At 34.1% G+C, this 14,020-nt stretch carries 14 protein-coding genes and 1 pseudogene; 4 read left to right on the top strand and 11 right to left on the bottom strand.

Features of this window, described 5'->3' with window-relative positions; all coding sequences use genetic code 11:
- Positions 1 to 22 precede the first annotated feature (22 nt).
- The gene (locus MKX37_RS10795) at positions 23 to 490 is read left to right on the top strand and encodes an Hsp20/alpha crystallin family protein (protein ID WP_078422537.1); all 468 of its coding nucleotides are present in this window, start codon (positions 23 to 25) and stop codon (positions 488 to 490) included.
- 36 nt (positions 491 to 526) lie between these two features.
- On the opposite strand, the gene MKX37_RS10790 is transcribed toward MKX37_RS10795, so the two are convergent.
- Positions 527 to 1,114: an SCO family protein gene (locus tag MKX37_RS10790; RefSeq protein WP_002012710.1), complete on the bottom strand. Its 588-nt coding sequence runs from the start codon at positions 1,112 to 1,114 to the stop codon at positions 527 to 529.
- Positions 1,115 to 1,449: 335 nt separating this feature from the next.
- Here MKX37_RS10790 and MKX37_RS10785 point away from each other — a divergent pair, with 335 nt between their 5' ends.
- Positions 1,450 to 2,424, top strand: coding sequence for an MBL fold metallo-hydrolase (locus MKX37_RS10785; RefSeq protein ID WP_002065197.1), 975 nt, complete (start codon positions 1,450 to 1,452; stop codon positions 2,422 to 2,424).
- 188 nt (positions 2,425 to 2,612) lie between these two features.
- On the opposite strand, the gene MKX37_RS10780 is transcribed toward MKX37_RS10785, so the two are convergent.
- From MKX37_RS10780 to MKX37_RS10765, 4 genes are all read right to left on the bottom strand, one after another.
- Positions 2,613 to 3,455 carry a DegV family protein gene (locus tag MKX37_RS10780; RefSeq protein WP_033707617.1) on the bottom strand — a complete coding sequence of 281 codons (843 nt, stop codon included), beginning with the start codon at positions 3,453 to 3,455 and terminating at the stop codon, positions 2,613 to 2,615.
- Positions 3,456 to 3,608: 153 nt separating this feature from the next.
- Positions 3,609 to 3,860, bottom strand: a complete 252-nt coding sequence (locus MKX37_RS10775; RefSeq protein WP_002012715.1) for a DUF2535 family protein — start codon at positions 3,858 to 3,860, stop codon at positions 3,609 to 3,611.
- Between the two features lie 328 nt (positions 3,861 to 4,188).
- Positions 4,189 to 4,929 carry a twin-arginine translocase subunit TatC gene (gene tatC, locus MKX37_RS10770; protein ID WP_033708120.1) on the bottom strand — a complete coding sequence of 247 codons (741 nt, stop codon included), beginning with the start codon at positions 4,927 to 4,929 and terminating at the stop codon, positions 4,189 to 4,191.
- A gap of 57 nt (positions 4,930 to 4,986) precedes the next feature.
- The gene (locus MKX37_RS10765; protein ID WP_002012719.1) at positions 4,987 to 5,166 is read right to left on the bottom strand and encodes a twin-arginine translocase TatA/TatE family subunit; all 180 of its coding nucleotides are present in this window, start codon (positions 5,164 to 5,166) and stop codon (positions 4,987 to 4,989) included.
- Between the two features lie 209 nt (positions 5,167 to 5,375).
- Between MKX37_RS10765 and trhA the strand changes: the two are divergent.
- Positions 5,376 to 6,032, top strand: a pseudogene (trhA, locus tag MKX37_RS10760) (PAQR family membrane homeostasis protein TrhA).
- Between the two features lie 36 nt (positions 6,033 to 6,068).
- On the opposite strand, the gene MKX37_RS10755 reads toward trhA, so the two are convergent.
- The 5 genes from MKX37_RS10755 to MKX37_RS10735 all read right to left on the bottom strand — a co-directional run bounded on the left by MKX37_RS10755 (position 6,069) and on the right by MKX37_RS10735 (position 11,380).
- Positions 6,069 to 6,788, bottom strand: a complete 720-nt coding sequence (locus MKX37_RS10755; protein WP_002185951.1) for a lysophospholipid acyltransferase family protein — start codon at positions 6,786 to 6,788, stop codon at positions 6,069 to 6,071.
- A gap of 111 nt (positions 6,789 to 6,899) precedes the next feature.
- Positions 6,900 to 7,535, bottom strand: a complete 636-nt coding sequence (locus MKX37_RS10750) for an FMN-dependent NADH-azoreductase (RefSeq protein ID WP_012260865.1) — start codon at positions 7,533 to 7,535, stop codon at positions 6,900 to 6,902.
- A 238-nt stretch (positions 7,536 to 7,773) separates the two neighbouring features.
- Complete coding sequence (gene pbpC, locus MKX37_RS10745; protein ID WP_059038163.1) at positions 7,774 to 9,759, bottom strand: penicillin-binding protein 3; 1,986 nt, start codon at positions 9,757 to 9,759, stop codon at positions 7,774 to 7,776.
- A 156-nt stretch (positions 9,760 to 9,915) separates the two neighbouring features.
- Entirely contained in the window at positions 9,916 to 10,404 is a 489-nt protein-coding gene (locus MKX37_RS10740; RefSeq protein ID WP_000637202.1) for a dihydrofolate reductase, read from the bottom strand.
- 19 nt (positions 10,405 to 10,423) lie between these two features.
- On the bottom strand, positions 10,424 to 11,380 hold the full coding sequence (locus MKX37_RS10735; protein ID WP_002127201.1) for a thymidylate synthase: 957 nt from the start codon (positions 11,378 to 11,380) through the stop codon (positions 10,424 to 10,426).
- A gap of 198 nt (positions 11,381 to 11,578) precedes the next feature.
- Between MKX37_RS10735 and MKX37_RS10730 the strand changes: the two genes are divergently transcribed.
- Positions 11,579 to 13,033 carry a serine hydrolase gene (locus tag MKX37_RS10730; protein ID WP_002127199.1) on the top strand — a complete coding sequence of 485 codons (1,455 nt, stop codon included), beginning with the start codon at positions 11,579 to 11,581 and terminating at the stop codon, positions 13,031 to 13,033.
- A 51-nt stretch (positions 13,034 to 13,084) separates the two neighbouring features.
- On the opposite strand, the gene MKX37_RS10725 is transcribed toward MKX37_RS10730, so the two are convergent.
- The gene (locus MKX37_RS10725; RefSeq protein ID WP_002127198.1) at positions 13,085 to 14,017 is read right to left on the bottom strand and encodes an aminoglycoside phosphotransferase family protein; all 933 of its coding nucleotides are present in this window, start codon (positions 14,015 to 14,017) and stop codon (positions 13,085 to 13,087) included.
- Positions 14,018 to 14,020: the final 3 nt, after the last annotated feature.

The following is a 14,020-nucleotide window of genomic DNA, read 5'->3' as shown; positions in this document are numbered from 1 at the left end:
TTGATTTCTAGGAGGTAATACCATGAGTGAAGAAAAAAAAGATTCTTCTCGCCCACCGGTTCGTAATTATTTAAAACAAATTGATGATTTTTTCGAACAAACACCTCTTCGTGGCGTAATTGCTGATTTAAATCATTTTTTCCAAAAAGGAAACCGTTTATTAACATTCCCAGTAGATTTATACGAAGTTGGTGACGAACTCGTCGTTACAGCCGAACTACCAGGTATACAAAAAGAACAAATTCAAATTGAAATACAAAGCGAATACTTAAAAGTCTCTGTAAAAGAAGATATACTTGAAGAGACGGAAGAAGAACAGACATCTCATAACTATTATCGCCGGGAACGTTCCATTTCAGAAACGTCAAGAATTATTAAGTTACCATATTTAATTAATAAAAAAGCAACGAAAGCTTCTTATCAAAACGGTGTATTAGAAATTCGCGCACCGAAATTACCACAACAGCATGACATATTATCCATAGACTGAATACTAATAAAAGAAGGGTGCTTAGCACCCTTCTTTTTAATCAGCTAATCGCTTCATATCACGTATAATATCTTCGTATGGCGTATTGCTAATGCCGCTATATTTTTTCATTACTTTTCCATTTTGATCGACTAAGAAAAATGATGTACCGTGTATTACTTGCCCATTCTCTGGTTTATCTACAAGCGATTGGAAGTTATCTTTTGAAAACTTTGTAATATCCTCCAGTGAATAACCTGTTAACAAGTTCCAATTACTTGTATCCTCTGTAAACTTTTGAATGAATGCTTTCAAATTTTCTGGTTTATCAAGTTCAGGGTCTACACTAAACGAAACAAACTGAACGTCTAATTTCTCTTCCTTAGCCATTTTCTGTAATTTCGCCATATTAGCAGTCATTGGCGGACAAACCGTTTGACAGCTTGTAAACATGAAATCAGCTACCCAGACTTTCCCTTTTAAATCTTTTGTACCAAACGGCTTTCCTTCTTGATTTGTAAATTGGAAAGTTTCTAAATCCCAGTTTAACGGTTTACGTAATTTTGACCCTGAACTGCTACAACCTGCAAGTACAAAGAGACAAAATACAACCATAAGACCAATTAACTTTTGATAACGCTTCATTATTAAACCTCTCTTCTCTATCCTTAATTTATGTAAGTTATGTATATCATAACAAAAGTAAACACTATGAGAAAATTGTTTACATCATTTGTTCACGAAATCGTACGAATTTACGTATGTTACTTCTTTATTTCAAGCGAATTACTAGACAAAATATATTTTACTACTATTATTTCTCTAACCATTATTTGCGAAACGAAGTTCATTGTTAAATTTGTAAATAAATCCCCCTATTTTTTTACAATTGCTTAAACATTAATCCATGTTAAACACTGTATTCCTTAACAACATTTCGGTACAATACAACTACAACGATTTTAAATGAGGTGATGTTCATGGCAAAGCGCTATGAAAATATGGATAATGCAAGTACAAAAAAATCAATTCGCTCCTTCTTACGTTGGCGTAAAGAGAGAAAGCAAAACAAAAAAGACTTTTCTTTTCTAGTAGAACAATCACCTGTTAAACAAAGTAAATTTCTACTAAATAACTTTGAAAAAACGACTGTCACATGGATTGGTCATTCAACTTTTCTCATTCAAACGAACGGCTTAAATATTTTAACAGATCCAGTATGGGCAAATAAATTAAAGTTAGTTCCACGACTTACTGAGCCAGGGCTCACTATAAAAGAACTACCTAAAATCGATATCGTTCTTATTTCACACGGTCATTACGATCATTTAGACTTTTCATCTCTTCGTCAACTAAATGATGATGCCTTATACCTTGTTCCTATTGGGCTAAAAAAATTATTTACTCGTAAAAAATTCACCAATGTAGAAGAATACAACTGGTGGGAAAGTACAACAATTGATGAAGTCTCTTTTCACTTCGTACCTGCCCAGCACTGGACGAGAAGAACATTATTTGATATGAACACCTCTCACTGGGGAGGGTGGATCATTGATAATATGACTTCTTCAGAAACCATTTATTTTTGTGGTGATAGTGGTTATTTCCAAGGATTTAAAGAGATCGGCAAACGTTTTTCAATCGATATTGCACTTATGCCAATTGGTGCCTATGAACCAGAATGGTTTATGAAAGTGTCTCACGTTTCACCAGAAGAAGCTGTGCAAGCCTATCTAGATATAAAAGCTACACATTTCATTCCCATGCACTACGGTACTTTTGCTTTAGCAGATGAAACACCAAGGGAAGCAGTAACACGACTACGAAATAACTGGAATTTACGAATGCTACCGTGGGAACAGCTACATGTTCTCTTTTTAGGTCAAACTTTCACTTATAGCCCTATTGTCCCCGTTAAAGAACCAGTAAAAATCACAGAAACTTCTCATGTATAATAGTACTAATTTTTACGAGTAATTTATCATATACTTTAAAAAATTGAAAAGGGTGTTTTCCATGAAAGATTATTTACAGACTCGCTATATAATTAGCGGTAGCGCCTGTATTGCCCTTCTCATTTCTTATTTTCTGTCCTGAAATAATAAAAAAGCTACTTGAAAATTCATTTCAAGTAGCTTTTTTATTACTCTGCTAAATACATAAAACCAATTGCTCCTGGTCCTGTATGAGTACTGATAACTGGTGTTGTATAGAAAATCTCTGATTGAGTGAATCCATTCACTTTTTCAACAGCAGCTTTTACACTTTCTGCTAAAGGAATTGCTTTAGCATGTGGAATCGCAACAGCTTTCACCACTTTTCCAGCAGTATCTTCCTCGAATAGTTTAGCCAACGTTTTTACAATCTGCCCTTGGCTACGTACTTTCGTTACCGGATTATATACGCCGCCTTCTAAACTTGCAATTGGTTTAATATTAAGTAAAGAACCAATAAGTGCCTTACCTTTACCGATGCGTCCACCTTTTACTAAGTTTTCTAATGTATCTACGACAACATATAAACGAGTATTCTTTCTTACTTCATCAATACGTTTTAAAATATCTTCTAGTGAGCATTCTTCTTTTGCCATTTTTGCCGCTTCAATTACTTGATATGCTAAAGCATGTGTAATAAATTGAGAATCAACAACTGTTACTTTTGTATCTGTCATTGATGCAGCGCTATTCGCTGTTGCGACAGTACCGCTCATTCCACCTGTCATATGAATGGAAAGTACTTCACTTCCATCTTCGCCTAGCTTGTCATACATTTCTACAAATGTACCCATAGCCGGTTGTGATGTTTTTGGTAATTCTTCTGATTTAATCATTTCTTCAATAAATTCATCCGGTTGCAAATCTACACGATCTAAGTATGTTTGTCCATTTACAGAAATAGATAATGGTAAAACATGAATATCATACTTCTCAATTATATCTTTTGATAAATCTGCCGTTGAATCTGTTACAATTTTAATTTTTTGCATATTATATTCTTCCCTTTCCAATACGCTCTCCCTGTTATTATACTAGCATTCCCGATGCTTTCAACAATTTCGAATGAATTTCACCAAATTAATTATATTTTTATACCTAAAATAAAAAAGACAGAGCCTATCTAACTCTGTCCCTGCTGTGTATTATGCATTCTTTTCAAGAGTATTTGTCTTATATACATTTGAATAATCATTCCACTTCAAACAACTTTGTAAATATTCACGGAAAGAGTACGAGAATCTTGGGTTTTTATGTTTTTGAATTTTCGCAATAAACAATTGAAGACGAGACTGAATTAGAAACGCTAATGGATGCTGTGTTTGTAGGACAGGGATTTCAAATATTTTAATACAATTCCCTGTTGCATGAGTGAAATAAAAACTTTTCGTAATCACAATATCAATCCTCTTTTTCGTTGGATTTTTGAACTTCCTCCACTTTATTCTTTAACACGTTTTTTAGTGTAGGTTTCCTATGAATACTAAAATATCCTTAAGCTGCCCCATTTAGAAGTTAATACTTCATTTATATCCACCTAATTCGAACCCTGTCCTATATATCCTTTGAGACGGGAGTCTTATTATCCATATATAGCTTGATAACTTCAGTATAAACTTATAAAAATGAAAAGTTTGTCTAAATTTTGGAGATTCTATAATTTTTTCCTTCTATATATTGTATACAATTATAGCTAGAGTATAACAAATAAATTAAAAAGTGCCTTTATAACGAGGCACTTTTCGACTGTATTTCTTCTCTTTTCTGTTTTCGTTTACTAACTATCTTTGATAAAGCGATACTGATTTCATAAATACAAATAAGCGGTACCGCTACTAAACTATGTGATAAAAAATCTGGCGGCGATATACATGATGCAATTATAATCAACACGACATAAGCATATCTTCTTATTTTCTGAAGAAATTCTGCCGTTAGAAGACCTATACTCGTTAAAAACATAACAACTACAGGTAATTCAAATATAACAGCAAACGGAACTGTTAAATTTAATACGAAATGAAAATATTTTTCCGTTGTAAACATCGTATTAAACATCTCATTACCAATTGTAGTTAGGAAATGAAATAAAAATGGCATGACGATAAAATAACCGAAAGATAGGCCTGCTATAAATAATATAGACAATACCGGTATATACATTAATGTCATTTTTTGTTCATTGGGATGTAAACCTGGTTTTACAAATAACCAAATTTGTATCGCAGCAAAAGGAATTGTACAAACGATAGCAAATACTGTAGCAATCGAGAAAAAAATCCACAACACATCACTTGGACCGAGAACAGTTAATTTCATTGGTAAATCTTTTACAAGCCAAAAATAAATATCCTTCGTAAAAGTAAATCCAATAATTAAAAATAATACAAAGGATAATACTGTATATATTACTCGTTTGCGAAGCTCAACAATATGTTCTACTACGCTCATTTCCCGATCTTCCATCTCGTTCACCACACTTTATTTATCCATTCCGAGAAAAACTTCAGCATATTCTTTTATTTATTTATTTTTTTCTTTCTCTTGAAATGCCTCATCAGTCAATTCTTTTGTTGATTTTTTAAATTCTTTTAACGTTTCCCCTAAAGCTTTCCCAATTTCCGGTAACTTTTTTGGGCCAAATAAAATTAACACTGCTACTAAAATTAAAATTAACCCTGGAAAGCCAATATTTGAAAACATTTCCCCATCCCCTTCATAAGTAGATTCCTTGTCCTACTATTCCATAAGTTCATTTTGTCAAAAAATTTCGTAAACGTCAATGTATCCGTTGTCTTTTATCAAAAAAATTCGAAAATATAATCAATTGAATATCATTTTCTATTCCTTTTGTATATGATATGGTTAAGGAAAATATAACTTATCTCAATACAGTGAAAGGAATTAACATTATGACGCAAAAAATTAAAAGAATGACCCAATTTGTAAAAGAAGAAATTGCGAATGCAATTACCCATGGTATCGGTGCCATTTTAAGCATCCCTGCCTTAATCATATTAATTATTCATGCTTCCAAACATGGCACAGCATCTGCTGTTGTTGGCTTTACCGTTTATGGTGTAAGCATGTTCTTGCTATACTTATTTTCTACACTGTTACATAGTATCCATCATCCAAAAGTAGAAAAGTTATTTACCATTTTAGATCACTCCGCCATATATTTATTAATTGCCGGCACGTATACACCATTTCTACTCATTACACTGCGTGGTCCGCTCGGTTGGACTTTACTCGCAATTATTTGGACCCTTGCGATTGGTGGCATTATTTTCAAAATCTTCTTTGTTCGTCGCTTTATTAAAACATCAACATTATGTTATATCATTATGGGCTGGCTCATCATCGTTGCCATTAAACCCCTTTATGAAAATTTAACCGGTCACGGCTTCTCACTACTATTAATAGGAGGCATTTTGTATTCTGTCGGAGCTATATTCTTCCTTTAGGAAAAGCTTCCGTTCAATCATGCCATTTGGCATCTCTTCGTACTAGGCGGTAGTACAATGATGTTTTTCTGCGTACTGTTTTATGTCTTACCCGCAGCATAAAAAAAGTTTCAGCTTGTTTAAGCTGAAACTTTTTTATTACTTATGTAATTGAGATGCAATAATATCTTTTGTATGCTGGGTTAACTCTTTAGCATCCATACTTGCATATTCTTCAGGTGTAATTGGCTTAGAAATCGTTACTGTTGCATGAGCTGGTTTCATACGATTTCCATTCGCTTCAAACATTTTATATGTACCATCTAACGTTACAGGTAAGATTGCTACACCAGATTTTACTGCTAGGTGAAAACTACCCGCTTTAAACTCTCCAATTTCGCCACCCTTACTTCTCGTTCCTTCAGGGAAAATTACGATAGAATGTCCATTCTTTAATAGTTCAATTCCATCTTTAATTGCCTTAAGAGATTGACGGCGATCGCTGCGGTCCATAAACACACAATTCATTAGTTCCATCCATGTTGGTACAACCGGAAACTTTTTAATTTCCGCTTTTGAAACGAATCCAATTGGCTTATTTAAGTAACCTAGTAAAACAGGAATATCCATATTACTTTGATGATTACTTACAACTAGCACCGGCTTGTCTTTTGGAACATTTTCAAGTCCCTTTACTTCTACAGTCGATCCAGTTACACGCACCATTTTCTTACCAAACCAGTTTGTTGTTTTATACACAACACTATCTTTTTCTTGCGGTGACATCGCATTTGCTTTTCTTTTTATACGCCACAACCTTGGTGTAATCGCAATTACGATTAAAATTAAATAAAAGATTTTAAAAAACGTTTGAATCATACAGAACCCCCACCTATTATCATTCCGACCTTCATTATACTAGACAAACGAAGGAAAAAGAAGAAAAAATGTCCAAACAACAAGTGTTTGGACATTTTGAAGTTTTCTATATTAGAAACGTTTTGCTAATTCGCGTGCACTTGCAATTGCTGCTTCTTTAATGTCTTGTGCTTTTTCAGGATTTGCATTCATTCCTTCAACTGCAATATATTCAGTGTCTGATACACCCATGAATCCTAATACTGCATTTAAATGATTGCGACCGAAGTCCATAGATGCGTATGCTCCTTCAGAGTAAACGCCGCCTGTAGCTTGAATATGAAGTGCTTTTTTTCCTTCTAGTAAGCCAACTGGACCATTTTCAGTATATTTAAATGTTTTACCTGCGATTGATAAGTTATCTAAGTATGCTTTCACTACTGCTGGGTAGCTGAAGTTCCACATTGGAGTCACGAATACATAACGATCTGCATGCATAAATGTTTCTAAGTTATTGTTCATTGCTGCAACTTTTTGTTGCTGATTTTCACTTAAAGCTTCGAATCCTTCGCCTGCTGCAAATTTACCCCAAGCAGCGAATACGTCTGCATCGATTGCTGGTACAGTTGTATTGAATAAATCAATTGTTACAACTTCGTCTTGTGGATGTTCGTTTTTATATGCTTCGATGAAAGCTTCCCCTACTGCCATACCGAAAGAACCTTCTGCTGAATTTGGATTTGCTGTAATAAATAGTACTTTTGTCATTGTATTATCTCCCTTTTTCTATTTTATCTTTAATTCGAGATTTATTATTTTATAGTAAATAACTTACCTTATGTAAGTATAATACAAAAAGTTTTAATGGATGTCAATAAAAATAGCTACTTTTTTTTCGTAAGTTAATAAGTTATATTATTTCAGTTAGTTTTTGTATATAAATATTAAGGTTTTAATCAAATAAAAAACTATCTCCATATTTCATGGAGATAGTCTTCTTCAATTACTACTTTTGAAAAACATGTTTCACTTTTTCAGCTGGAATGTTACTTCCGCCTCTACCTTTTACATCTTCAATCATCATTGTAATGACCATATCTGGTGAATTTAAATCAAATGCAGCGAACCAGCCTAGTTCTTTTCCTTCGGCCTCTTTGGATACTTTTAATTCCGCTGTACCTGTTTTGCCAGCAAGAGTCATACCATCAATTTTAGCAATTTTTCCAGTACCATCTGGATCGTTAATTACTTTCGTTAAAGCCGTTTTCAATATATCTTGATTTTCTTTAGAAATCACGTTCTCTTTCCAAACTTTTGGTTGTTTATCTGTTTTAATAAGATACGGTGACGGAATCTTTCCATCATTTACAATCGGTGCATACGTTAAAGCTAAATGAAGAGGAGTCATTAAGACTTGTCCTTGTCCATATCCTGTATCTGCCATTTGAATATCATTTTTTATGCCATCATTTGCGATTTTAGAAGCTGGGAATCCGTATTCAATTGGTAATTTCTCATCAAATCCGAATTTTTTCGCCTCAGCCATAAATTTATCTTTTCCAATTTTCAAAGCTTCTTGTGCGAAATAAATATTATCCGAGTATTTCATTGCCTTATCAAAATCAATCGGATTCGCATCTTTTACACGTGTTACGTAATAATTGCCCCAAGAAGAATCTTTCGTCCATTTCAGTCCTTCAATTTTCAATTCTTCTTTTGGATCGATTGTTTTCGTTTCAAGACCAATTGCACCTGTAATTGGCTTAAATACAGAACCTGGTACCGATAATTGTGTAAATCGATTCGTCATCGGTTTTTTCGGATCATTATTCCAAGCCTCACGTTGTGCTTTTGATGTTCCTCGTGCAATTAAATTAGGATTATAAGCTGGACTACTTACAAGAGCAATTGTTTCTCCACTTTTCGGATTAATTGCCGCACTTGAACCAGCTTCTCCCTTCATTTCATTATACGTTTTTTCTTGAACAACACTATCGATAGTTAAAGTTACATTTTCTCCATCAACAGCATCTGTTTTCGCTAAATTTTTAATTTCTTTTCCCTGTGCATCTTCCATGAAGACACGGCCACCTTTTTTCCCGCGTAGCTGTTCTTCCAATACTTGCTCTAATCCAGCCTTACCAACTGGTTCATCGGCTTGATAGCCTTTCTTTTGAAGCGTTTTTAAATCTTCAGCATTTACTTTTCCGATATAACCAGTAAGATGCGCTGCTGCTTCCCCTAACGGATATGTACGAACATTTACAGGTTTTGCTACAACACCTGGTAAATCGATGTACGTATTTTGCGTTGCTCCCTCAGGCAAAATTCCAATTGGTACGAGATACCCTGGTTTTACCCATTTCGCAGCTAGTTTTTGATCAATCTCTTCTACAGACATATTTAACAACTTCGCTACTGCTTCTTTCGTTTGCGGAGCAGTTTCATCTAATTTTTCTGGAATAATTCCAATCTCAGAAGCTTTCCCATTCGTCGCAAGACCTTTTCCATTACGATCGTATATTTCACCACGTTTTGGTTGTGTTGTTTGCATACGCACTTTACTATCTTTTGTCATGCCAGGGAAAATGAAATCAGGTGTCCAATCTATTTTCCAAGATTCTTTATCTCCATCTTTTTCTTTCACCATTTTTGCTTCATGACCAAAAGTGATTTTACCACCAACTGTATCCATGCTTACTTTAAAAGGAACAGGGCCTTCATCTTTTTTATCTTCTTTTACTTCCCCTGTTTCTACCTTTAAGTCTTTTACTTCAATACCAGAATAAATTTTTTCATATTTCTCAGTAAACTCTTTCTTTGAAATATCTTTTTTTGCATTTTCTGATAATTGATCGTACATATCTGCAAATTTTTGTTTATTCCATGCTTTTACATATGTATCAAACGCTTCTTGTGGTTTTTCTTCTTTACCACATCCAACTAACATGAATGTTAAGCAAAGAAAAAGAATCCCCCATATTTTTCTCAACTGATTCTCCTCCTCTTTCTATATTAATACTTTTGAAAATTTTAGCATTTTTCACATGCTACCTTTCATTATAGCACTATTGAATATCCTCTATAAACTTACATTTATAAATACAAATAAAAAAATTGATGCGAATACTCACATCAATTTTTATTATTATTGTTGTTTCTCGTATACATGGTAATAATACGTATACGGATTTTTTTCATCCGTTAAACCTTTTTCTACAAAAATCTCTTTCCAATTTGTCATATCCATTTCTGGGAAGAATGTGTCCCCTTCAAATGCGTGGTGGATTTTTGTTATATATAACTTGTCTACATAAGGTAAAAAGAGATCATAAATTTGCGCTCCGCCAAAAATAAAAATCTCTTCTTCATTTTTACATAGTTCAAACACTTCTTCTACAGTATGAGCTACTTCGCAGCCTTCTACATGATACCCTTCATTACGAGTTACAATAATATTACGTCTTCCAGGCAATGGTCTACCAATTGCTTCATAGTTCTTTCTCCCCATAATAAGTGGGTGACCCATCGTCGTTTTCTTTACATACTGTAATTCACTCGGTAAACGCCAAGGTAAGTTATTATCTTTACCAATTACTCTATTCTCGTCCATTGCGACCATAAATGAAACAATCATCTTGTCATCTCCTCTACAATTACACTGCAACCGGTGCTTTAATCGCTGGGTGTGGATCATATCCTTCAATCGTTAAATCTTCCATCTCAAAATCAAACACAGATTTCACATCTGGATTTAATGTAAGTTTAGGGAACGGGTGTGGTTCACGTGCCAACTGCTTTTCGACTTGTTCAAAATGATTCGTATAAATATGTGCATCACCAATTGTATGAACAAACTCTCCTACTTCAAGACCACATTCATGTGCTATTAAATGTGTTAGAAGTGAATAGCTTGCAATGTTAAATGGGATGCCAAGGAATATATCTCCACTTCTTTGATATAGCTGACAAGAAAGTTTGCCATCCGCTACATAAAATTGGAATAGGGTATGACAAGGCGGTAATGCCATACTTGGTACATCTTCAGGATTCCAAGCAGAAACAATTAGGCGACGTGAGTCTGGCGTTTTTTTAATCATTTCAATTACATCTTTTAATTGATCAAGTGTCTCACCAGCTGTCGTTTTCCAAGCACGCCATTGCTTTCCGTATACGTCTCCTAAATAACCATATTTATTCGAAAAATCATCATCTTCTAGAACGTTCTTTTTAAACAATTCCATTTGCTCATCGTACTGCACTTTAAATTCCTCATCTTGTTGTGAACGAAGACCAAAATCAGTCATGTCAGGGCCAGTATATTCGTCACCTTCTACCCAGCTCTTAAATGCCCATTCATTCCAAATATTATTATTATGTTGCAATAAATAACGAATATTTGTATCACCTTTCATAAACCAAAGCAGTTCACTTGCTACAAGGCGAAACGGGACTCTCTTTGTCGTTAATAAAGGAAACCCTTTACTCAGATCAAAACGCATTTGATATCCAAATACAGATACAGTTCCTGTCCCTGTACGATCTTCTTTCTTCGTACCGTGCTCCATTACATGGCGGCATAAATTTAAGTATTCATATTCAGCATGTTTCATATGTAGGAAAACCTTCTTTCAATCTTATATGAAATTTATCATAACATGAAAAACAATAAATTTAATAATCTTGATAAATAAAAATTATTTCAGTAATTCTTACAAAATTATTAACTTTCCATATTTAAAAAGGTTTTCATTTTCTATTACCGAAAGTATAGTGCGGTAGGACAAAATTTATATTTGGAGGTTAGAAGTATGTCTAAAATTGAAACTCCTGTTATGACTTCGTTACAAACAACGGTTGAAAAAATGATGAAGGATTTAAACGTTCCTGGTGCTGCTGTAGCTGTTATAAAAGACGGTGAAGTTATTCTTTCAGAAGGTTTCGGATATCGAAATATAGAAACAAAAGAACCTGTTACACCGAGTACTCGGTTCGCAATCGGTTCCTCAACGAAAGCTTTTGGCACACTTTCATTAAGCTTGTTGGCACAGCAAAAAAAGTTTAATTGGGATACTCCTGTCCAGTCTTATATACCTAACTTCTCTTTATCTGAACTACTTGCTAGCTCACAAGTTACAGGACGAGATTTGGCTTCCCATCGTACTGGGGTAAGTCGTCATGAGGCTCTTTGGTACAGCTCTTCCTTATCTCGAAAAGATCTCGTTGAAAAAATAAAACATTTACAACTTGATGCACCGTTCCGCACAGCATTTCTTTATAACAACTTAATGTATGCAACAATTAGCTACATTGTTGAAAACATTACAAATCAAACATGGGAGCAATACGCTACAGAACATATTTTAGAACCTTTAAATATGAGACATACAAATTTCTCTGTTACAGATTCACAAACTACAGATGATTATGCTTTACCTTACATTGAAAATGAAGATGAAATAAAAGAAGTTCCATTCCGTAACATCGATACAGTCGGCGCTGCTGGATGTATTAATTCTACAATTGAAGATATGGCAAATTGGGTACTTCTTCACTTAAACGAAGGAAAGTTTGGAGATCATGAATTAATCTCCTCTGAATTATTACAACAAATGTATACACCACACAATTCAATTCCAGATCAACCGATTTTATCACTTCCCGAATCTCCATTAAATAGTTACGGACTTGGTTGGTTTATTAGCGCTTATCGTGGTAATAAGGTGGTTCATCATGGCGGTAATATTGATGGATTTTCAGCGCTCGTTTCATTCATACCAAATGAAAACATAGGCCTTGTCATTTTAACAAATGCTGGAGGCACATTACTTCCTACTTATCTCGCTAATCAAATTTATGATGAACTACTTGAATTAGAATCCATTGATTGGCATAAACGTGCTGTAGAAGATACTGAAAAAATGAAGGAAATGATGAAAGAAGCAACTGAATCACTTCCTGAACAAATTAAAGGAACTACACCTTCTCACAAGTTAGAGGATTATACTGGTACTTTTGAACATCCTGCATACGGAACATTACAAATATACAAGCGAGATGATTCGTTAAATGTACAATTTATGGAGATGGATATTCAATTAGGGCATCATCATTACGACATCTTCTCCGCAGAAGTTGAGTTATTCCAAATGAAAATGAGTTTATTATTCGCTTATGAAATGAGTGTGAGTGGTGAATTCCCATCCCTTCAGTTACATGTACCAGCTACGTTAAGTACTCAGCCGCTTACATTTAAGAAAATTTAATAATTATTTTAATAATAAAAAAGTAGGTGTGAGATAACACACCTACTTTTCCTATTCTTCATTTATCATTTCACTATCAAACCAAATCGGCTTCGATAATTCAAAGTTTTTATGATCCTTTAAAACTATAGTAAGACGTTCTAACGTATCATCTAACATATGCGGTGCTGCTCGTAAGGACCAGACAACTGATGAGAAAACTGTCATGCCAACGTACACCGCATATAATTTCCAAAACTCCTCTGGTATTCTACCATTAAAGTATCCTTCTATTTGTCCAATTGAATACGGAATACTAATGTCCCTTGCAAATAGTGCAATTTTCACGAAATCATGAAGTGGATCGCCCCAGTCGTATCCATTAAAATCAACAACACCTACATATTTCCCATCCCGCACAATTATATTTTCTAAATGAAAATCATCGTGTTGAAATCGATTTGGGCGGTTTTGTAAATACATTTCATTATCATCTATAAACTTTATGATTTTATCATCATTTTTTATTTTTATTCCACATGTTTTATATGCCACTAAATATTTCCGGTGTTTTTTCATTGCTCTTTCATACCATGGAAATATATCCTTAGGAGCTTCATATGTATGCATTTTTGCTAAATCTTTTCCTGCCTCTATACCAATATTATATTGTTCTTTTGGTGAATACGTAGGCAATAGCTTCTTCGCATCTTCTCCTTCTATATACGAAAAAACACCGTAGCATAAACCTTCTTCTTCCAACAAACCCATTTCAATTGGCTTTTGTGCTTGCACACTACGTTTTTGCATTTCATTTAAAATTTGAAACTCTATTTTCTTTCTTTCAAACTCTTTTATATCGCCTGTCCGTAACAAATACTTTTCATCTTCAATAGTCGTAATTATATATTTTTTATCAGGAGAGAAACCTTTAGAGATTTCTTCAATATTTGCTGCATCTTTTACTATTTGTATATTGCTTTGCCGTGCTGTAATTGTCTTCATGTT

It is taken from the genome of Bacillus sp. FSL R5-0709 (genome assembly GCF_038004785.1).
GTDB classification, from domain to species: domain Bacteria; phylum Bacillota; class Bacilli; order Bacillales; family Bacillaceae_G; genus Bacillus_A; species Bacillus_A mycoides.
The sequence above is the reverse complement of the archived record's forward strand: the minus strand, read 5'-3'. Positions and strand labels throughout refer to the sequence as shown.

Excerpts from the sequence above, each read along its gene's own strand:
- MKX37_RS10755 (WP_002185951.1), bottom strand. The coding sequence starts at position 6,788 with ATGATTCAAACGTTTTTTAAAATCTTTTATTTAATTTTAATCGTAATT.
- MKX37_RS10785 (WP_002065197.1), top strand. The coding sequence starts at position 1,450 with ATGGCAAAGCGCTATGAAAATATGGATAATGCAAGTACAAAAAAATCA.
- MKX37_RS10765 (WP_002012719.1), bottom strand. The coding sequence starts at position 5,166 with ATGTTTTCAAATATTGGCTTTCCAGGGTTAATTTTAATTTTAGTAGCA.
- MKX37_RS10750 (WP_012260865.1), bottom strand. The coding sequence starts at position 7,535 with ATGACAAAAGTACTATTTATTACAGCAAATCCAAATTCAGCAGAAGGT.
- MKX37_RS10730 (WP_002127199.1), top strand. The coding sequence starts at position 11,579 with ATGTCTAAAATTGAAACTCCTGTTATGACTTCGTTACAAACAACGGTT.
- tatC (WP_033708120.1), bottom strand. The coding sequence starts at position 4,929 with ATGGAAGATCGGGAAATGAGCGTAGTAGAACATATTGTTGAGCTTCGC.
- MKX37_RS10725 (WP_002127198.1), bottom strand. The coding sequence starts at position 14,017 with ATGAAGACAATTACAGCACGGCAAAGCAATATACAAATAGTAAAAGAT.
- MKX37_RS10735 (WP_002127201.1), bottom strand. The coding sequence starts at position 11,380 with ATGAAACATGCTGAATATGAATACTTAAATTTATGCCGCCATGTAATG.
- MKX37_RS10795 (WP_078422537.1), top strand. The coding sequence starts at position 23 with ATGAGTGAAGAAAAAAAAGATTCTTCTCGCCCACCGGTTCGTAATTAT.
- MKX37_RS10780 (WP_033707617.1), bottom strand. The coding sequence starts at position 3,455 with ATGCAAAAAATTAAAATTGTAACAGATTCAACGGCAGATTTATCAAAA.
- MKX37_RS10790 (WP_002012710.1), bottom strand. The coding sequence starts at position 1,114 with ATGAAGCGTTATCAAAAGTTAATTGGTCTTATGGTTGTATTTTGTCTC.
- MKX37_RS10740 (WP_000637202.1), bottom strand. The coding sequence starts at position 10,404 with ATGATTGTTTCATTTATGGTCGCAATGGACGAGAATAGAGTAATTGGT.